At 66.0% G+C, this 20692-nt stretch carries 16 protein-coding genes; 15 read left to right on the top strand and 1 reads right to left on the bottom strand.

What is annotated here, in order from left to right; all coding sequences use genetic code 11:
- The first annotated feature begins 429 nt into the window (after positions 1-429).
- The 15 genes from dnaE (at position 430) to fabZ (ending at position 20259) form a co-directional block, all read left to right on the top strand.
- The gene (dnaE, locus tag HAP40_RS21465; protein ID WP_166815851.1) at positions 430-3933 is read left to right on the top strand and encodes a DNA polymerase III subunit alpha; all 3504 of its coding nucleotides are present in this window, start codon (positions 430-432) and stop codon (positions 3931-3933) included.
- Between the two features lie 265 nt (positions 3934-4198).
- Positions 4199-4558 carry a DUF2846 domain-containing protein gene (locus HAP40_RS21460; RefSeq protein ID WP_246741063.1) on the top strand — a complete coding sequence of 120 codons (360 nt, stop codon included), beginning with the start codon at positions 4199-4201 and terminating at the stop codon, positions 4556-4558.
- A gap of 57 nt (positions 4559-4615) precedes the next feature.
- Positions 4616-5356, top strand: a complete 741-nt coding sequence (locus HAP40_RS21455; protein ID WP_166815853.1) for a carbonic anhydrase — start codon at positions 4616-4618, stop codon at positions 5354-5356.
- A 175-nt stretch (positions 5357-5531) separates the two neighbouring features.
- Positions 5532-8213, top strand: a complete 2682-nt coding sequence (locus HAP40_RS21450) for a caspase family protein (RefSeq protein ID WP_166815855.1) — start codon at positions 5532-5534, stop codon at positions 8211-8213.
- Between the two features lie 190 nt (positions 8214-8403).
- Positions 8404-9399: a 30S ribosomal protein S2 gene (locus tag HAP40_RS21445; protein WP_166815857.1), complete on the top strand. Its 996-nt coding sequence runs from the start codon at positions 8404-8406 to the stop codon at positions 9397-9399.
- A gap of 136 nt (positions 9400-9535) precedes the next feature.
- Entirely contained in the window at positions 9536-10459 is a 924-nt protein-coding gene (gene tsf, locus HAP40_RS21440) for a translation elongation factor Ts (RefSeq protein ID WP_166815859.1), read from the top strand.
- A gap of 60 nt (positions 10460-10519) precedes the next feature.
- Complete coding sequence (gene pyrH, locus HAP40_RS21435; protein WP_166815861.1) at positions 10520-11236, top strand: UMP kinase; 717 nt, start codon at positions 10520-10522, stop codon at positions 11234-11236.
- 68 nt (positions 11237-11304) lie between these two features.
- A complete protein-coding gene (gene frr / locus HAP40_RS21430) occupies positions 11305-11868 on the top strand; it encodes a ribosome recycling factor (RefSeq protein WP_008547512.1) in 564 nt (187 codons plus the stop codon).
- A gap of 12 nt (positions 11869-11880) precedes the next feature.
- Positions 11881-12639 (top strand): isoprenyl transferase, encoded by a 759-nt coding sequence (locus HAP40_RS21425; RefSeq protein WP_166815863.1) that lies wholly within the window; start codon positions 11881-11883, stop codon positions 12637-12639.
- Positions 12636-13478: a phosphatidate cytidylyltransferase gene (locus HAP40_RS21420; RefSeq protein WP_208024749.1), complete on the top strand. Its 843-nt coding sequence runs from the start codon at positions 12636-12638 to the stop codon at positions 13476-13478. Before HAP40_RS21425 ends, HAP40_RS21420 begins: the two co-directional genes overlap by 4 nt.
- A gap of 4 nt (positions 13479-13482) precedes the next feature.
- Positions 13483-14706, top strand: coding sequence for a 1-deoxy-D-xylulose-5-phosphate reductoisomerase (gene dxr / locus HAP40_RS21415; protein WP_166815865.1), 1224 nt, complete (start codon positions 13483-13485; stop codon positions 14704-14706).
- Positions 14707-14750: 44 nt separating this feature from the next.
- The gene (gene rseP, locus HAP40_RS21410; RefSeq protein WP_166815867.1) at positions 14751-15902 is read left to right on the top strand and encodes an RIP metalloprotease RseP; all 1152 of its coding nucleotides are present in this window, start codon (positions 14751-14753) and stop codon (positions 15900-15902) included.
- Positions 15903-16079: 177 nt separating this feature from the next.
- Positions 16080-18608 carry an outer membrane protein assembly factor BamA gene (gene bamA, locus HAP40_RS21405; RefSeq protein ID WP_166815869.1) on the top strand — a complete coding sequence of 843 codons (2529 nt, stop codon included), beginning with the start codon at positions 16080-16082 and terminating at the stop codon, positions 18606-18608.
- 125 nt (positions 18609-18733) lie between these two features.
- Positions 18734-19801, top strand: a complete 1068-nt coding sequence (gene lpxD / locus HAP40_RS21400) for a UDP-3-O-(3-hydroxymyristoyl)glucosamine N-acyltransferase (RefSeq protein ID WP_166815871.1) — start codon at positions 18734-18736, stop codon at positions 19799-19801.
- Positions 19798-20259, top strand: coding sequence for a 3-hydroxyacyl-ACP dehydratase FabZ (gene fabZ, locus HAP40_RS21395; RefSeq protein ID WP_166815873.1), 462 nt, complete (start codon positions 19798-19800; stop codon positions 20257-20259). Before lpxD ends, fabZ begins: the two co-directional genes overlap by 4 nt.
- 5 nt (positions 20260-20264) lie before the next feature.
- On the opposite strand, the gene HAP40_RS21390 is transcribed toward fabZ, so the two are convergent.
- Positions 20265-20609, bottom strand: a complete 345-nt coding sequence (locus HAP40_RS21390) for a KTSC domain-containing protein (RefSeq protein ID WP_166815875.1) — start codon at positions 20607-20609, stop codon at positions 20265-20267.
- Between the last annotated feature and the right edge of the window lie 83 nt (positions 20610-20692).

The raw sequence follows: 20692 nt of genomic DNA, 5'->3' as shown, positions 1-20692 counted from the left end.
GGTTGTCGAAAGCCCCGGCCATCGGCCGGGGCTTTTTTGTTGTTCGAATTCAGCGAGTTAACCATTCCATGTCGGGATGGCTCAGTCGACTTGACTCCCGAGAACGAAATGAGAACAATGTTCTTCATACGTTCCAACACGGGAGCAGGCCATGTTCAAGATTTTCGTGGAAGAAGCCGCAGCACTGGCGTCGATCACGCTGTTCGTGGGGATGATCGCAATCTGGGCCCAGGTGATTCCGCAGCTTTGATGATGCGGGCCCCTTTCCGTGCCCCTGGGGAAAAGCCGGACGACGGGGCCGATCGGCCGCTCCGCCGTGGACTCTGGCGCAGTGACGCCCCACCATTGTGAGGCGAGTCGGCCGGATGGGTGCATGCCCCAGGAGCGGGCGACCGCTCCATCTCATCTGCAAGAGGCCGTCACGCGACCATGCCGAGCGCCGGATTTGTCCACCTTCACGTTCACTCGGCCTATTCGCTGCTCAAGGGCTCGATCAAGATCGCCAAGCTCGCCGAGCTTGCGAAGAAAGACCACCAGCCGGCGCTGGCGCTGACCGACACCGACAACATGTTCGGGGCGCTGGAGTTCTCCGACAAGATGGCGGGTTCCGGCATCCAGCCGATCGTCGGCTGCGAGCTCGCAATCGATTTCGGCGACCAGGATCCGAATGCGCGCAATGCGATGGGGCCGTCGCGCGTGGTGCTGCTGGCGGCGCAGGAGCGCGGCTATCGCAGCCTGATGCGCCTGAACTCGCGGGCGTTCCTGGAGACGCCCGACACCCATGCCTCGCACATCAAGTTCGACTGGCTCGAGGGCGAGACCGAGGGACTGATCGCGCTCACCGGCGGTCCGGACGGCCCGGTCTCGCTGGCGCTTGCGACCGGGCAGGCCGAAATTGCCGCGTTGCGCTGCGAGCGTCTCGCCAGCCTGTTCGGCGACCGCCTTTACGTCGAATTGCAGCGCCACAACACCGACAAGGAGCGACGCGTCGAGAGCGGCCTGATCGACATCGCCTATGCGAAGGGCCTGCCGCTGGTTGCGACCAACGAGCCGTATTTCGCCGCGACCGACGATTACGAGGCGCATGACGCGCTTCTGTGCATCGCCGGCGGGCGGCTGATTGCCGAGACCGACCGCGAGCAGCTCACCCCCGATCACCGCTTCAAGACCCGCGCCGAGATGGCGGTGCTGTTCGCCGACATTCCGGAGGCGCTGGCCTCGACGGTGGAGATCGCCGAGCGCTGCTCGTTCCGCCCGATGACGCGCAAGCCGATCCTGCCGTTCTTCACGGTGGGCGCCGCCGCAAGCTCGGATGCCGCTTCGGTGGAAGCGGCCGAATTGAAGCGGCAGGCGGAAGAGGGCCTCGCCAACCGCCTGCGCGTCCATGGACTGTCGCAGGGCACGAGCGAAGAGGACTACAACAAGCGCCTGGCGTTCGAACTCGACGTCATCATGCGCATGAAATACGCCGGCTACTTCCTGATCGTGTCCGACTTCATCAAATGGGCGAAGGCGCACGGCATCCCGGTCGGGCCAGGCCGCGGCTCCGGCGCCGGCTCGCTGGTGGCGTGGGCGCTGACCATCACCGACCTCGATCCGATCAAGTTCGGCCTGCTGTTCGAGCGCTTCCTCAATCCGGAACGCGTCTCGATGCCGGACTTCGACATCGACTTCTGCCAGGACCGCCGCGGCGAGGTGATCAAGTACGTCCAGGAGCGCTATGGCCGCGACCAGGTCGCGCAGATCATCACCTTCGGTACGCTGCAGGCGCGCGGCGTGCTGCGCGACGTCGGTCGCGTGCTGCAGATGCCCTATGGCCAGGTCGACAAGCTGACCAAGCTCGTGCCGCAGAACCCGGCCGCGCCGGTCACGCTGGCGGCGGCGATCGAGAGCGAGCCGAAGCTTCAGGCGTTCCGCGATGAAGATCCGGTGGTGGCGCGTGCCTTCGACATCGCGCAGCGTCTCGAAGGCCTGACCCGCCACGCCTCGACGCACGCGGCCGGCATCGTGATCGGCGATCGCCCCTTGAGCGAACTCGTGCCGATGTATCGCGATCCCAAATCCGACATGCCGGTGACCCAGTTCAACATGAAATGGGTCGAGCCCGCGGGCCTCGTCAAGTTCGACTTCCTCGGCCTCAAGACGCTGACGGTGCTTGACGTCGCGTGCAAGCTGCTCAAGCCGCGCGACATCCATGTCGATCTGGCAACGCTGCCGATCGACGATGCCGAGAGCTACCAGATGCTGGCGCGGGGCGAGGTGGTCGGCGTGTTCCAGGTTGAAAGCCAGGGCATGCGGCGCGCGCTGGTCGACATGCGGCCCGACCGTTTCGAGGACATCATCGCGCTGGTGGCGCTGTATCGCCCGGGCCCGATGGCGAACATCCCGACCTATTGCGCGCGCAAGCACGGCGACGAGGAGCCGGAATATCTGCATCCCGTGCTGGAGCCGATCCTGAAAGAGACGTTCGGCGTCATCATCTACCAGGAACAGGTGATGCAGATCGCGCAGGTGATGTCGGGCTACTCGCTCGGCGACGCCGATTTGCTCCGCCGCGCCATGGGCAAGAAGATCCGCGCCGAGATGGACAAGCAGCGCGACATCTTCGTCGCCGGCGCCGTGAAGAACGGCGTGCCGAAGGGGCAGGCCGAGACCATCTTCGAGCTGCTCGCCAAGTTCGCCGATTACGGCTTCAACAAGAGCCACGCGGCGGCCTATGCGCTGGTGTCCTATCACACCGCCTACATGAAGGCACATTATCCGGTGGAGTTCATCGCAGCGTCCATGACGCTCGATCTGAACAACACCGACAAGCTCTCCGAATTCCGCTCCGAGGCGCAGCGTCTCGGCATCAAGGTCGAGCCGCCGAACATCAACCGCTCGGGCGCGACCTTCGAGGTCGGCGAGAAGACGATCTACTATGCGCTCGCGGCGCTCAAGGGCGTCGGCATCCAGGCGATCGACCAGATCATCGAGGAGCGCAACAAGCGCGGATTGTTCACCTCGCTCGCCGACTTCGCCGCGCGGGTCAACCCGCGTGCGATCAACAAACGCATCATCGAGAGCCTTGCCGCCGCGGGCGCCTTCGACACGCTGGAGCCGAACCGCGCGCGCGTCTTCGCCGGTGCGGACTCGATCCTCGCCGCCTGCCAGCGCGCGCATCAGGCCGAGACCATCGGCCAGAACGACATGTTTGGCATGTCGGCCGATGCGCCGACCATCATGCTGCCGCAGATCGAGCCCTGGCTGCCGGCCGAGCGGCTGCGGCGCGAATACGACGCGATCGGGTTCTTCCTGTCGGGACATCCGCTCGACGATTATGCCACGGTGCTGAAGCGGCTGCGGGTGCAGTCATGGGCCGAGTTCTCGCGCGCGGTAAAGACCGGCGCCACCGCCGGCAAGGTCGCGGCGACCGTCGTTTCGCGCATGGAGCGGCGCACCAAGACCGGCAACAAGATGGGCATCATGGGCCTGTCCGATCCGACCGGCCATTTCGAGGCGGTGCTGTTCTCCGAAGGGCTCGCGCAATATCGCGACGTGCTGGAGCCGGGCGCTGCCGTGTTGCTCCAGCTGGGGGCCGAGCTTCAGGGCGAGGATGTGCGCGCCCGCGTGCTGCATGCCGAGCCGCTGGATGACGCCGCCGCCAAGACGCAGAAGGGCCTGCGCATCTTCGTGCGCGACACCAAGCCGCTGGAATCGATTGCCAAGCGTCTCGCCGGACCCGAGATGGCCGCGTCGAATGGCGCAGCGCCAAAGATCGGCAGTCCCGGCATCGCGCCGCGCTCCAATGGCGATGGCGAGGTGTCGCTGGTGATGATGCTCGACCTCGAGACCGAGGTGGAGATGAAGCTGCCCGGCCGCTTCAAGGTCTCGCCGCAGATCGCCGGTGCGATCAAGGCGGTCGCGGGCGTGGTGGACGTGCAGCAGATCTAGCAACTCGGTGCTGTCGTCGTCGTCGTCGTCGTCGGAGCGTGTTGCAACCTTGCGCTGTTTCCGGCTAGCATGCACTCGGGGATAGGGCTGGGGTGTGCGATGCTGCGACGAGGGTCGTTGTTGTTGGCCGTTGGTGCCATGCTGACGGGATGCCGTCAGCGATCAGGTCGGAACTGATTTTGCATCGGTGGCAAAGAAGGTCGGACCGCCTCGCCCCGGATATTCGCGTGTCGTCCTGCTGCAGGACAAGAGGAATGGGCTCAGCATGGCCATTTGCGCCTGCGAGGTGAAGCTCGACGGTGCTCCGCTCGGCAAGGTCGTGGCCGGGAAATATGCCTATGCCGATCGGCCGGCCGGCCGCCACGAACTGCTGGTGACCGAGGTGATGTTTCCGGGCGACACCAAGCGCGAGGTCGTCATGGACGCGGGCCGGACTCACTTCTATCTCATCAAGAGCAGCCCCAGGCACGATGCCGCGATGGGCGGTGCGATGCTGGGCGGCTTGGCCGGGCTCGTCGTCTCCGTCGCGACGGCAGGAGAGGCGAATCCCGGGCTGGCCGAGCTCGTCGCGTTGGACGAGGCGACCGCGCGAACGAAGCTCGCGGAATTACAGGCTGTCGAGTAGGATGCGGGGCATGATTGCCGCTGCATCAACGAGGCGGCTCGATGGGAGGAGGCAGGCATGTGCGAGAATTGCGGCAGTGATTGCGACGTCCACATCGGCCCTTCGCGGAGATCGCTCGTCCATCTGACGGTTTCGGCGCTCGGGCTTGCCCTGGGCGGCGTCGCCCTTGCCAAGGAGGCCAAGGCTCCGCCCAAGCCGCAGAACGTGTTGTCGCCGGACGCGAGCTTGAAGCGGCTGATGGAGGGTAATGCGCGCTACGTCGCCGGCGTCGCGCGGCGGCATGATTTCAAGCATGAGCGCGAGGCGCTGGCCGGCGGCCAGAATCCGTTCGCAGCGGTGTTGAGCTGTGCGGACTCACGCATCGCGCCGGAGTACGCCTTCGACAGCGGCCGCGGCGATCTGTTCGTCTGCCGCGTTGCCGGAAACTTTGCCGGGGTTGAGACCATCGCCAGCCTGGAATATGCGGTCGCCGTGCTGGGCGCACCACTGATCCTCGTACTCGGCCATGATGCCTGCGGCGCCGTGGATGCGACGCTGAAGGCGATCAAAGACAACAAGTCGCCGCCGGGCCACATCCCCTCGCTCGTCGATGCGATCGCCCCCGCCGCCAAGGCTGCGATGCAGCGGGGCGGGGAGGTGCTCGATCAGGCGATCCGGCAGAACGTGACCGACAATGTTGCCAAGCTGAAGTCGGCCGCGCCGATCCTCAATGCAGCCGTGGAGCAGGGCAAGCTGAAGGTCGTCGGCGGGATCTACCGGCTCACGACGGGAACAGTCGACCTGATCGCGCAGAGCTGAACCACCGTCGATCGTGAAGGCTGACGGGGCCTGACACAGAGGCCTGATTTGACGGCCTGGCGCAAACGCCAGGTGCCATGCCACCGCCTCAATCCGAGCTTTTCGTTCAAGTGCCGTTCAGCCGGCCGCGCGTCTGATGCATACTGGCACTTCAACGACAAAAACGGGAAATGCCATGCGTGGGATGCTTCGCTTCGTTTGCCTTCTCCTGCCGGTCGTGGCTCTTGTCGCCAGCGCGCCGAACGCGGCCCGCGCGCAGCAGCAGGAGAAGCGCATCGCGCTGGTGGTCGGCAACGGCGCCTATGCCAAATCGCCGCTAGCCACCACCGCGAACGATGCCGGCCTGATCGCGCAGACGCTGCAGGCGGCCGGCTTCGACGTCGTCGGCGCGCGCGATCTTGACGGCGACACGCTGCGCAAGAGCTTTCGCGATTTCATCCAGAAGGCGCAGGCGTCCGGCCCGGGCACGGTCGCGATGATTTATCTTGCGGGCTATGGCGTGCAGCTTGCCGGCGAGAATTATTTCATCCCGGTCGATTCCAACATCACCCGCGATACCGACATACCGACCGAGGCCTTGCGCATCAGCGACTATGCGCGCCAGCTCGCGGCGATTCCGCTCAAGGCCAACATCATCGTGCTCGATGCGGCCCGCGCGCAGCCCTTCGTCGAAGGCGGCCAGCCGATCGCGAGTGGCCTGGCGCTGGTCGAGCCCGAGGCGAACATGCTGATCGCCTTCAACGCCGCGCCGGGTACGGTGGCGCCGGAGGAGCCGGGGCCCTACGGCATCTATGCGCAGTCGCTCGCCGAGATGATCCGCACCGGCGGCCTGCCGCTGCCCGAGGTGTTCGATCGCGTCCGCCTGCGCGTCAACGAGGCCTCCAAGGGCGCGCAGGTGCCCTGGAACGAGCAGAAGATCACCGCGACGTTTTCGTTCTTCGAGCGTGGGCCCGACGCTCCGCCGGAGGCCGCGCCCGACCAGGTCGCTGCGATCCGCAACAAGCCGATCCGCGATCTCGGTGTGCAGGATGCCTATGCCGCCGCGCTCGAGCGCGACACGCTGCCGGCGTATGAGGATTTTCTCGCGGCCTATCCCGACGATCCGCTCGCCAAACGGGTCAGGGCGATCGTGGCGGCGCGCCGCGAGGCGATCACCTGGCGGCGGACCTATCGGACCGACACGCCGGAGGCCTATTGGTCGTATCTGCGCCGCTATCCGCGCGGCCCGCATGCAGCGGATGCGCGCCGGCGACTGGCGATCCTCACCGCGCCGCCCGAGCCGCCACCGACCTTTGCGATGATCGATTACGACGTGCCGCCACCGCCGCCGGAGGAGGTGGTCTATGTCGACCGCCCCGTGCTGTATTTCAGCGACCCCGATTTCGGCTTCGCGCCGCCGCCACCGCCACCGGTCTACTATCTGCCGCCGCCGCCGCCGGATTTCGTCGTGCTGCCGCCGCCGCTGCCCGTGATCGGCCTGTTCGTGCTGCCGCAGCCGGTGTTTGTGCCGATCCCGGTGTTCGTCAGGCCGCCGGTCTATGTCGCGCCGCCGCCGAACAACATCATCTACCAGAACATCCATAATACGACCGTCATCAACACCGTGATCAACCGGCCGCCGGCTCCGCCGCCCGGCGCGGCGCCTGCGGTGGGGAATCTGGCGCCCGCCGTCGCGGGGCGCGCCAACCCGGCAGGTCCGGCGGTGCCGCAGGCCGTGGTCCAGCGCGCCGCCCTGATCCAGCAGGGCAAGGCGCCGATGCCGCCAAGCGCGACCATCCAGCCGACGGCAAGGCCCGGGATCGCGGCACCGACGCCGGCCAATGTCGCTCCCGCCACGACCGCGCAGCCGCCGGTTGGGGGCAAGCTGCCGCAGGCCAATACGCTGCCGCAGGCGACTACGCTGCCGCAGGCCAATACGCCGCCGGCGCCGGGGACTCCCGGCGCGCCGCCGGCGGGGGCAGGGGTGGCTCCCGGCGTTGTCACCCCGAACGCGGCACCAAGTCCGGCTGCGACGGCTCCGGCTGGCAATGCTGCTGCGCCCCCCCAAGCAGCGGCGCCGGCCAAGCCGCCGCAGGCCAATACGTCGCCGCAGGCCAATACGCCGCCGCAGCCCAATACGCCGCAGGCGAATACGCTGCCGGTGCCCGGGACCCCCGGCGGACCGCCGCGCCCCGCCGGAGCTCCGGGCAAACCCGTTGCGACCACCACGTCGCCCGTCGGCAATGTTCCGCCGGCGCAGCCAAACGCGGCCACCGCTACGGCGCCCAACCAGCGGCCGGCTCCCGCAGGTACGACCCCATCCGCCGGGCTGCCCAGTCCAGGGGTATCGCCTCCGTCCGTGACTGACCCGCGTGGCAGGCAGACCGGTTCCCGGCCGGGCGCTTTGCCGCCCCCGAGTGCCGCCGCGCCGAGCACAGTCAAGCCCGCGACGCCTCCACCCCCACCGGTGGCAGCACGGGAGCCGTCCAGGCTTCAGGGGCCGCGGTCCGCTCCGCCGCCGGCGGCGGCCAAGCCCGCCGCGCCGCCAGCTCCTCCACAGGCCGTGGCGAGACCGGCGCCGCCGCCACCGCCACGGGTCGCGCCAGCTCCGCCGCCTCGGGTTGCACCTCCGCCCGCCGCCATGGCACGACCGGCACCGCCGCCACCCATGGCCCGGCCCGCACCGCCCCCAATGGCGCGTCCGGCGCCACCTCCGCCGCCGATGGCGCGGCCCGCGCCGCCGCCACCTCCTGTCGCGCGGCCGGCGCCGCCTCCGATGGCCGCCGCGCCGCCGCGTGCGGCGCCAGCACCACACCCGCCGCCGCGGCCGGCCGGACCGCCACCGAAGCCTTGCCCGCCGGGCCAGCCGAGGTGCTAGGCATCCGGGGCGCCGGAAGCTCCGGTGCCCCAGATGGGCCCGTTATTTCCTTGCTTCTGGCCGAAATGGCGCTATATAGCGCGCCATCTCACACGGAAGCATGGCTCACAAGGCCGTCCGGTGGCAGCCGGGGCGCAACGCTCCGTTTTGCTCACACGCTTCCGGAGGAACCAACCGGAGAATTAGAACGATGGCACTGCCCGATTTCACTATGCGTCAGCTCCTCGAAGCTGGCGTGCACTTTGGTCACCAGTCTCACCGCTGGAATCCGAAAATGGCTCCGTTCATTTTCGGCGCGCGCAACAACATCCACATCGTAGATCTCGCCCAGACCGTGCCGATGCTGCACACGGCCCTTCAGGCCGTCAGCGACACCGTCGCCAAGGGCGGCCGTATCCTGTTCGTCGGCACCAAGCGCCAGGCGCAGGACGGCGTCGCGGACGCTGCCAAGCGCTGCGCGCAGTACTTCGTCAATTCGCGCTGGCTCGGCGGCACGCTGACCAACTGGAAGACGATCTCGGCCTCGATCAAGCGCCTGCGTCACCTCGACGACGTGCTCTCGGGCGGCGAAGCCAATTCCTACACGAAGAAGGAGCGCCTGACGCTGCAGCGCGAGCGCGACAAGCTCGACCGTTCGCTCGGCGGCATCAAGGACATGGGCGGTCTGCCCGACCTGATCTTCGTGATCGACACCAACAAGGAAGACATCGCGATCCAGGAAGCCCAGCGGCTCAACATCCCGGTCGCCGCGATCGTCGACACCAATTCGGATCCGAAGGGCATCACCTATGTGGTGCCGGGCAATGACGACGCCGGCCGCGCCATTGCGCTGTATTGCGACCTGATCGCGCGTGCCGCGATCGACGGCATCTCGCGCGCCCAGGGCGATTCGGGCATCGACGTCGGTGCCTCCGCCCGTCCGCTGGCCGAAGAGCTGCCGGCGGCGTCCTCGAGCGGCTTCCAGGGCCTTGCGGGTCCTCGCGGCACCGCCGACGACCTCAAGAAGCTCCCGGGCGTGTCGGGTGCGATCGAGAAGAAATTCAACGACCTCGGCATCTTCCACTACTGGCAGCTCGCCGAGCTCGACCACGACACCGCGCACACGATCGGCGAAGAAGTCGGTCTGCCGAGCCGCGCGGATGCCTGGGTGGCCAAGGCCAAGGCGCTGACCGCGGAAGCGGAATAGTCAAAAAGGCGATGGGTTGGCCGGCTAAATCCCGGCCACCATTTCATTCAGTTGACGCGAATTCCTGAGATGGACCGCGGCGGGGCAATGGGATGCCGCGCCGCGGCGAACCGGCAGGCAAGAAGGATTTTCAACGATGGCAACGATCACAGCTGCGATGGTCAAGGACCTGCGCGAGTCGACCGGCGCGGGCATGATGGACTGCAAGGCCGCGCTGACCGAAAACGACGGCAACATGGAAGCGGCGCAGGACTGGCTGCGCAAGAAGGGCCTGTCGAAGGCCGCCAAGAAGTCGGGCCGCGTCGCGGCCGAGGGCCTCATCGGCGCGCTCACCAAGGGCAACAAGGGCGTCGTGGTCGAGGTTAACTCCGAGACCGACTTCGTTGCGCGCAACGGTCAGTTCCAGGGCCTCGTCAAGATGATCGCCCAGGTCGCGTTCGACGCCGGTGCCGATGTCGAGAAGATCAAGGCCGCCAAGGTCGGCGACGTCACGATCGAAACGGCGATCAATGACGCGATCGCCACGATCGGCGAGAACATGACGCTGCGCCGCGCCGCCCAGCTCGAGGTGAGCCAGGGCGTGGTGTCGCACTATGTCCACGGCGCCGTCATCGACGGTGCCGGCAAGATGGGCGTGATCGTTGCGCTGGAATCGCCCGGCAAGGCCGACGAGCTCGCCGCGCTCGGTCGCCAGATCGCGATGCATGTCGCTGCGGCCAACCCGCTGGCGCTCGATCCGTCCGGCCTCGATCCGGCGGTCGTCAAGCGCGAGAAGGACGTGCTCGCCGACAAATATCGCCAGCAGGGCAAGCCGGAGAACGTGATCGAGAAGATCGTCGAGTCCGGCCTCAAGACCTACTACAAGGAAGTCTGCCTGCTCGAGCAGGCCTTCATCCACGACACCGGCAAGTCGGTGGCGCAGGCGGTGAAGGAGGCCGAGGGCAAGGTTGGCGGTCCCCTGAAGATCGCGGGCTTTGTGCGCTATGCTCTCGGTGAGGGAATCGAGAAGCAGGAAAGCGACTTCGCAGCCGAGGTCGCGGCGGCCAGCGGCAAGAAGTAAGCGCCGGAACGTTCCTTCCGGCGTGCCGCCGGAAGCGGCGCCCGGACAAGGAAGGTGCTCATGACTGATCCGGTCTATCGTCGCGTCGTGATCAAGCTGTCCGGCGAATATCTCGCGGGACAGCAGGGGTTTGGTATCGACCAGCCGACCGTCGACCGGGTTGCGGACGATCTGATCGCTGCCCGCAAGCTCGGCACCGAGGTTGCGGTCGTGATCGGCGGCGGCAACATCGTGCGCGGCGTCGAGGTCTCCGCCCGCGGCGTGTCGCGGCCGACCGGCGACACCATGGGCATGCTCGCCACCATGATGAACTGCCTCGCGCTGGAAGCGGCGATCGAGCGCAAGGGCACGCCGGCGCGGACGCTGTCGGCCTTCGTCATGCCGGAGATTTCCGAGCTGTTCACCCGTACCGCGGCGCACAAATACCTCGCCGAGGGCCGGATCGTGCTGCTCGGCGGCGGAACCGGCAATCCGTTCTTCACCACCGACACGACCGCGGTGCTGCGCGCCGCCGAGATCGGCGCCCAGGCGGTGCTGAAGGCGACCAATGTCGACGGCGTCTACTCGGCCGACCCGAAGAAGGATCCGACCGCCACGCGGTTCGACCGTCTGACCCATTCGCAGGCGATCGAGGGTGGCTACAAGGTGATGGATGCGACCGCCTTCGCGCTTGCCCGCGAGACGTCGCTGCCTATCATCGTATTCTCGATCGCGCAGCCGGGTTCGATCGGTGCGATTCTGCGTGGCGCCGGCCACGGAACCATTGTCGCCGGCTGACGTCTCGTCGTCGCGCCCCCACAGAGGGGGGCGCGGAGAGGTCGCCGGGATTTTGAAGGAGAAACGTGATGGCCACGGGTAGTTTCGACCTCAACGAAGTGAAGCGCCGTATGCAGGGCGCCGTCCAGTCCCTCAAGCACGAGCTTGGCGGCCTGCGGACGGGACGCGCTTCGGCCTCGATGCTCGATCCGGTGCAGGTCGACGCCTATGGCAGCCACATGCCGCTCAACCAGCTCGCCACTGTCAGCGTGCCGGAGCCGCGCCTGATCTCGGTGCAGGTCTGGGACAAGTCGATGGTCAAGGCCGTGGAGAAGGCGATCGTCGATTCCAATCTCGGCCTGTCGCCCGCGACCGAGGGCCAGGTGCTGCGCCTGCGCATTCCCGAGCTCAACGAGGAGCGGCGCAAGGAGCTGGTGAAGGTCGCGCACAAATACGCCGAAGCCGCCAAGGTCGCCGCGCGCCATGTCCGTCGCGACGGTCTCGATGTGCTCAAGAAGCTCGAAAAGAACCACGAGATGTCGGAGGACGACCAGAAGCGTCATGCCGACGAGGTGCAGAAAGCGACCGACGGCACGATCGCCGAGATCGACCAGCTGCTGGCCGCCAAGGAAAAAGAAATTCTCACCGTTTAAGGCATCGCCTTCATGTCCAACGCCGCCGCGCCCGCAACGGAGGGACCCGACCGGTCCGAGGCGCCTGCGCATGTCGCCATCATCATGGATGGCAACGGGCGTTGGGCGGCCTCGCGCGGCCTGCCGCGTGCGGAAGGGCATCGTCGCGGTGTGGACGCGCTGCGCCGCGTGGTGCGCGCCTCGCACGAGCTCGGCATCCGCTATCTCACCATCTTCTCGTTTTCTTCGGAGAACTGGTCGCGTCCGGCCAGCGAGATCGGTGATCTGTTCGGCCTGCTCCGGCGCTTCATCCGCAACGATCTGGCGAGCCTGCATCGCGATGGCGTGAAGGTCCGCATCATCGGCGAGCGCGACGGGCTCGAGAGCGACATCTGCGCGCTGCTCAACGAGGCCGAGGAATTGACGCGCGACAACACGCGCCTCACGCTCGTCGTCGCCTTCAACTACGGCTCGCGGCAGGAGATCGCGAAAGCGGCGCAGAAGCTTGCGCGCGAGGTCGCGGAGGGCAGGCGGGATCCTGCCACGATCGACGCCGAGACGCTTGGCGCCCATCTCGATGCGCCCGACATTCCCGATCCCGATCTCATCATCCGCACCAGCGGAGAGCAGCGACTGTCCAACTTCCTGATGTGGCAGGCCGCCTATAGCGAGCTCGTCTTCGTGCCGATCCACTGGCCCGATTTCGACAAGGCGGCGCTGGAAAGCGCGATCGCCGAATTTGCCAGACGCGAGCGCCGTTTCGGCGGTCTGGTCGCGAAAACCGCCTCGTGAGCGAACCCGACGCCGCACCGGCGGGCGCCAAGCCTGCCCCGAGCAATCTGGTGATGCGAGTTCTCGCAGCGCTGGTGCTGGCGCCGCTCACCATTGCGATCGCCTATGCCGGCGGCTGGCTGTGGGCGCTTCTGGTCACCCTGGTCTCTATCGGGCTGTTTGCGGAATGGCTGATGGTGGTGGGCGCGGGTTCGGCCGCGCTGACCGGGGCAGGGACGGTCGTCCTCGCCATGATGGGGGCCGCCGTCGCTTTTGGCGCGCTCAAGACCTCTATCGTCACCGGGCTCATTGGCGGTGCGATCGTGACGCTGATCGCGCGTGGCAAGTTCTTGTGGGCGGCGACCGGCTTCGCCTACGCGGCGGCGGCGTTGCTGGCCTCGATCCTGGTGCGGAAAGATCTCGTCAACGGTTTCTCCGCGCTGATGTTCGTGCTGCTGGTGGTGTGGGCCACCGATATCGGCGGCTATTTCGCCGGCCGCAGCATCGGCGGACCGAAGCTGTGGCCGCGCGTGAGCCCGAAGAAGACCTGGGCGGGCGCACTCGGCGGCTTCGTCGCAAGCCTCTTGGTCGCTGTGGGCTTTGCGGCTTGCGGGTTCGGAAAGTTGGCGCCATTGCTGCTCGTCAGCGCGATCCTGTCGGTCGTGTCGGCATTGGGCGACCTGTTCGAATCCGCAGTGAAGCGGCGTTTCGGCGTCAAGGATTCCAGTCACTTAATTCCCGGCCATGGCGGGCTTATGGACCGCCTGGACGGTTTTGTCGCTGCCATCCTGGTGGCATGGATTATCGGCTTTCTCCGCCATGGTGTGCATGGCGCCGGAAGCGGTCTTATGGTTTGGTGAGGATATGAGCGCGGTCCCATTGCGTAACAACAAGCTTGCTGCGACGGCCGTTCGCAGCGTCACGGTTCTCGGCGCCACCGGCTCGATCGGCGACAGCACGATGGATCTGCTGCGCGCCTCGCCCGAGCGCTACCGCGTCGAGGCGCTGACGGCGAACGGCAATGTTGCGGCGCTCGCCAAGCTCGCGAAGGAGTTCTCCGCGCGCTTTGTCGCGATCGCGGACACCTCCAAGCTCGGCGAGCTCAAGGCTGCGCTGGCGGGCACCGGCACCGAATGCGGCGCCGGCGAAAGCGCGGTGATCGAGGCCGGTGCGCGCCCGGCCGATTGGGTGATGGCGGCCGTGAGCGGCGCTGCCGGACTGAAGCCGGCCCTGGCGGCGGTCGATCGCGGCGCGCATGTCGCGCTCGCCAACAAGGAATGTCTGGTCTGCGCCGGTGATTTCTTCATGCAGCGCGCGGCAAAGGCGGGCGCCTGTATCCTGCCGGCCGATTCCGAGCACAATGCGCTGTTCCAGGCGTTGAGCTCCGGCAATCGCGACGAGCTCGTCCGCGTCATCATCACCGCTTCCGGCGGCCCGTTCCGGACCTGGAAGCCTGCCGATATCGAGCAGGCCACGCTCGAGCAGGCCCTCAAGCATCCGAACTGGAGCATGGGCCAGAAGATCACGATTGATTCCGCCTCGATGATGAACAAGGGGCTGGAGGTGATCGAGGCATCTTATCTGTTCGCGCTCACGCCCGACGAGATCGACGTCCTCGTTCATCCGCAGTCGATCATCCACGGCATGGTCGAGTTTTCCGATTGCTCCGTCGTGGCGCAGCTCGGCGCGCCCGACATGAGGACGCCGATCGCCCATTGCCTGGGCTGGCCCGATCGGATCAAGGGCCCGGCGGCGAAGCTCGACCTCGCCAAGATCGGCCAGCTGACCTTCGAGGCGCCGGATTTCGAGCGGTTCCCCGGGCTGCGCCTGGCCTACGATTCGCTCCGGACCGGGAAGGGGGCGACCACCGTCTACAATGCGGCCAACGAGGTTGCAGTCGCCGCCTTCATCGCCGGCAAGATCCGCTTTGGCGCGATCGCGCGTCTGGTCGAGGCGACGCTGGACGACTGGATCCGCAGCGGGAACCAGGCCCCGATGACCTCGGCCGACGATGCAATATCCGTTGACCATGTTGCGCGAAATAGAGCTGCCGCCCTATTGCCTCAAATTGCCTTAAAGGCATCCTAGATGGTTCGGGGCCAGGGCCTTGCGGCGCTGGATGAGGGAATTCGATGATCGACTTTTTCGTCCATAGTTTCAATACGTTGAGCCATGGGCTCCTGGGTTATGCGGTTCCCTTCCTGTTCGTCCTGACCATCGTCGTGTTCTTCCACGAACTCGGCCATTTCCTGGTCGCGCGGTGGGCGGGCGTTCGCGTGTTAACCTTTTCACTCGGTTTCGGACCTGAGCTGGTCGGCTTCAACGACCGCCATGGGACGCGCTGGAAGATCTCCGCGATTCCGCTTGGCGGCTACGTCAAGTTCTTCGGCGACGAGAGCGAGGCCTCGACCCCGTCGGCCCAGACCCTCTCCTCCATGACGGCCGAGGAGCGCGCCGGAAGCTTCCACCACAAGAAGGTCGGCCCGCGCGCGGCCATCGTCGCGGCCGGACCGATCGCCAATTTCATCCTGGGCGCGCTGATCTTCGCCGCCATGGCGCTGTATTACGGCAAGCCGAGCACGATCGCCCGCGTTGACGGCGTCGTCGCCGACGGTGCTGCGGCGACAGCCGGTTTCAAGGTCGGGGACGTCGTCGTGCAGATCGACGGCAAGCCGATCGAGAGCTTTGCCGACATGCAGCGAATCGTTGCGATGAGCGCCGGTTCAACGCTTGCGTTCCAGGTGAAGCGCGACGGTGCCATCGTGTCGCTGACCGCGACCCCCGCGCTGCTGGAGCGCAAGGATCCCTTCGGGAACCGCCACCGCGTCGGCGTGCTCGGCGTCGAGCACAAGTCGCAGGCCGGCGAGGCCTCGACTGCCCCGGTGGGCGTTGGCGAGGCGCTCAAGATCGGCGTCGAGCAGGTCTGGTTCATCATCACCAGCACGTTCAAGTTCCTCGGCTCGTTGTTCGTCGGACACGGCAATCCCAACGAGGTCAGCGGAGTCCTGGGCATCGCCAAGATGTCGGGGCAGGCGGCCAGCGCCGGGTTCCAGTTTGTGATCAATCTCTGCGCCGTGCTGTCGGTGTCGATCGGCCTGTTGAACCTGTTTCCGATTCCGCTGCTCGATGGCGGTCACCTTATGTTCTATGCGGCGGAAGTTGTCCGCGGCCGGCCTCTGTCCGAGCGGACCCAGGAGATGGGGTTCCGAATCGGACTCGGTTTGGTGCTGATGTTGATGGTGTTTGCGACTTACAACGACATCCTGCGGATGGCCGCTTCGTGATAGGGGCTTTTTTGTGGCGTTGCTGTTGAGCAACGTCTTGGAATGAAATTGAAATTGCGGCGCGCTCGGCCGTTTGCGGCGTCGGGGAAATTGGCTACAAGCGGCTTGAAGTTGGGGAATCTTCCAGACCGGCGTTGGGGTTGGGTCTGGTACGGAATGATAAGGGCGCGTTGCGCGATGAAGTTTGGACTGCGACTCCGGGGGGGCTTGCTCGCAACCCTGATCATGTTCGGCGCGCCGGTGGTTGCCCCGGTTGGGGCTGTTTTTGTGTCTTCGTCTGCGCTCGCTCAGACGGTCCAGTCGATTTCCGTCGAGGGAAATCGCCGAGTCGAGGTGGAGACGATCCGCTCCTATTTCAAGCCGGGTCCGGGCGGTCGCCTCGATCAGGCCGCCATCGACGACGGCCTCAAGGCGTTGATCGAGACCGGCCTGTTCCAGGACGTCAGGATCAATCGCGGTGCCGGCGGCCAGATCATCGTTTCCGTGGTGGAAAACCCGGTGATCGGGCGCATCGCCTTCGAGGGCAACAAGAAGATCAAGGACGAGCAGCTCACCACCGAAGTCCAGTCCAAGGCGCGCGGTACCTTCTCCCGCGCCATGGTGCAGTCCGACACGCTGCGAATCGCTGAAATCTATCGCCGCTCCGGCCGCTACGACGTGCGCGTCACGCCTGAGGTCATCGAGCAGCCGAACAACCGCGTCGACCTGATCTTCACGATCGAGGAAGGCTCCAAGACCGGCGTCAAGTTGATCGAGTTCGTCGGCAACAACGCGTTCTCGTCATATCGCCTGCGCGACGTCATCAAGACGCGCGAATCGAATCTCTTGAGCTTCCTCGCCAGCGGCGACATCTACGATCCCGATCGCGTCGAGGCCGATCGTGACCTGATCCGCCGCTTCTATCTCAAGAACGGCTTCGCCGACGTCCAGGTGGTAGCTGCGCTCACCGAATACGATCCGGAGAAGAAGGGCTTCAACGTCACCTTCAAGATCGAGGAAGGCTCGCAATACCGCGTCGGTTCGGTCGACTTCCGCTCCAGCATTCCGAATTTCGATCCTTCGTCGATGCGCGCCTATTCGCGCATCAACGCCGGTTCGCTCTACAACGTCGAATCGGTCGAGAAGTCGGTCGAGGAGATGCAGATCGAGGCGTCGCGCCGCGGTTACGCCTTCGCCGTGGTCCGTCCCGGCGGCGACCGCAACTTCGAGGCCCACACCGTCTCCGTCGTGTTCAACATCGACGAGGGCCCGCGCACCTACATCGAGCGCATCAACCTGCGCGGCAACACCCGCACGCGTGACTACGTGATCCGCCGCGAGTTCGACATCTCCGAGGGCGACGCCTACAATCGTGCGCTGGTCGACCGCGCCGAGCGGCGCCTGAAGAACCTCGACTACTTCAAGAGCGTGAAGATCACGACGGAGCCCGGCTCGTCGAGCGACCGCGTGGTCCTGATCGTGGACATGGAAGAGAAGTCGACCGGCGACTTCTCGGTCTCGGGCGGCTACTCGACGACCGATGGCGCGCTGGCCGAAGTCTCGGTCTCCGAGCGCAATTTGCTCGGCCGCGGCCTGTTCGCCAAGGCGTCGGTGACCTACGGCCAGTACGCTCGCGGCTACTCGCTGTCGTTCGTCGAGCCGTATCTGCTCGACTACCGCGTCGCGCTCGGCCTCGACCTCTATCAGCGCCAGCAGCTGTCCAACAGCTACATCTCCTACGGCACCAAGACGCTCGGCTTCTCGCCGCGCCTCGGCTTCTCCTTGCGTGAAGACCTCGCGCTCCAGCTGCGCTACTCGATCTACCAGCAGGAAATCACGCTGCCGTACTACCTGGCGAACTGTAACAATGTTCTGGGCTCGGCGGCCTTCAACCCGAGCCCGGCCTTCGTCAACGCCAATGGCGGCGTTCCCGATCTCAGCTCGACCGGCGGCCTCGGCTGCTACAGCGACGGCGAAGCCTCGCTGCCGGTGCGCAAGGAGCTTGCCAACGGCAAGACCCTGACCTCGGCGCTTGGCTACACGCTGACCTACAACACGCTGGACAACAACAAGAACCCCACCGACGGCCTGCTCATCGACTTCCGGCAGGATTTCGCCGGCGTCGGCGGCGACGTCAGCTATCTGAAGACCGTGGGTGACGCCAAGTACTACGCTCCGCTGGTGTCGGACCTCGTCGGCATCGTCCGTCTCCAGGGCGGCATTCTGACCAAGATCAACGATGATCTGCGGATGCTCGACCACTTCCAGATGGGACCGAACCTCGTCCGTGGCTTCGCACCGAACGGCATCGGCCCGCGCGACCTCAATCCCTTCGGCACGCAGGACGCGCTCGGCGGCACCAAGTATTGGGGTGCTTCGTTCGAAGTGCAGATGCCGTTCTGGTTCCTGCCGAAGGAAGTGGGTCTGAAGGGTGCTGTCTATGCCGACGCCGGCGGTCTGTATGACTACAAGGGCCCGACCAGCTGGACAGCGACCAACGAGATCAACGTACCGGGCTGTATCCCGTCGACGATCAATCCGCCGAGCGCGGGCACCTGCACCGGCCTGGTCTACGACGACAGCAAGGTGATCCGCTCGTCGGTCGGTGTCGGCTTGATCTGGCAGTCCCCGTTCGGTCCGCTGCGCTTCGACTACGCCGTGCCGCTCAGCAAGGGCAAGTACGACCGCACGCAGGAGTTCCGGTTCGGCGGCGGCACCACGTTCTAGTTCGATCAGCACGGCACGATCCGGATCACCGGACCCGGTTTCCGAAAGGGATCGTGCCAATCCTGGAGATGAGGCATGATGCGGCCTGGCCGCTTCATGCCGAAGCCGGACCGCGACGGGGTGGAATGGCGCAGCCGACCTTCTTCACAAAACCGCCTGCCTCAGCGCTGGCTGACATTGCCGCGCTGACCAAGGCGCAGCTGGTCGATCCCGAAAGGGGCGGCCAGATCATCACGAGCCTTGCTTCGCTCGACGAAGCCGGCCCGATGCATCTGACGTTCTTCGACAACCTGAAATATGCCGACCAGCTCAGGGCGACCAGGGCCGGAGCCTGCCTCGTGAGCCCGCGCTTCGAGGCCCAGGTGCCCGCGCACGTGGCCGTGCTGCGGGCGGCGCAGCCGTTCCGTGCCTTCGTCAGGATCGCGCGCGAATGGCACGCAGACGCGCTCAGGCCGCAATCCTCGGTCGGCAATGACGGCATTGCGCCGTCCGCCATCATCGATCCCACGGCCCGGCTCGAGGACGGCGTGATCGTCGATCCCCTGGCGGTGATCGGCCCGGACGTCGAGATCGGCAGTGGCACCGTGATCGGGGTCGGCGCGGTGATCGGCCCCGGCGTCAAGATCGGCCGGGACTGCAATGTCGGCGCCCGTACGGCCATCCAGTGCGCACTGATCGGCAACAATGTGCTGATCCATCCGGGCTGCTCGATCGGCCAGGACGGCTATGGCTTCATCTTCTTCGGACCCGAGGGCCATCTGAAGGTGCCGCAGACCGGGCGGGTCCTGATCCAGAACGACGTCGAGGTCGGCGCCAACACCACGATCGACCGCGGATCCTTGCGCGACACCGTGATCGGCGAGGGGACCAAAATCGACAATCAGGTCCAGATCGGCCACAATGTGACGATCGGGCGGCACTGCCTGCTGGCGGCCCAGATCGGCCTCGCCGGCAGCCTGACCATCGGCGACAACGTGGCGCTGGGGGCGAAGGTTGGCATCAACAACCACCTCAAGATCGGCGACGGAGCTCAGGTGACCGCCATGAGCGCCGTCAAGGACGACATCCCGCCGGGCGGACGCTGGGGCGGGCATTTCGCCAAGCCGACCAAACAATGGTTCAAGGAGATCATCGCGGTGGAGCGTCTGGTGCGCGACAGCAAGGCCGATCCGAAGGACGAGGGAGGGGAATGACGGTGGAATCACCTGTTAAGTTCGAGCTGGTGGATATCAATGCGATCCTCCAGACCCTGCCGCACCGCTTTCCGATGCTGCTGATCGATCGCGTGATCAACATCCGCGCCGATTACAGCGGCATCGGCATCAAGAACGTGACGTTCAACGAGCCGGCATTCCAGGGGCACTTCCCCGAGCGTCCGGTCTATCCTGGCGTCATGATGATCGAGGCGATGGCGCAGACCGCGGGCGTGATCGGCATCAAGTCGGTCGAGGGCACCGAGAAGCCGCGCGCGGTGTATTTCCTCACCATCGACAAGTGCAAGTTCCGCAAGCCCGTGCTGCCCGGCGATACCATCGAATATCACATGCGCTCGGTCGGCCGCCGCAAGGCCATGTGGTGGTTTCACGGCGATGCCAAGGTCAACGGTCAGGTCGTCGCGGAAGCCGACGTCGGCGCCATGCTGACGGACTGAGCTATTCACCCCCTCTGAACCGGCTCGCGCACCCGGCAGGCGTAACGCCCGGCGGTCGCCTCGCGCTTGATGTTCTGGTTGAAGAACCGCCCCATGGAGGGCGCGCCGAGGAGGCGCTCGACGGTCTCGGCCGTCACGCCGCAATAGCGGTCATAGGCGCCGTTGCTCGCAACGATCAGGTCTTGCTGCGCGCGGTCGTAACAGACCCGCTGAAGCACCGTACTGCGGGTGATGTCCCGGCACTCGAAGGTGCCGAGATTGACGAAGCGGTGTTCGCCGGTCTCGACCGTCTCGGGCACGATCGGCGTAGCCGCGAGCTGCGCAAGCAAAAGGACCAGGGCCCTGACCACGATAGCTGAAGCTCCGCATGAACTTGTTGAAGGGCCGGGAGGGCCGCCTCATCCGGCACTTGAAACACGGCGAGATGATACGT

The sequence above is a fragment of the Bradyrhizobium sp. 1(2017) genome (assembly GCF_011602485.2).
In the GTDB taxonomy this organism is placed as follows: Bacteria; Pseudomonadota; Alphaproteobacteria; order Rhizobiales; family Xanthobacteraceae; genus Bradyrhizobium.
The sequence above is the reverse complement of the archived record's forward strand: the minus strand, read 5'-3'. Positions and strand labels throughout refer to the sequence as shown.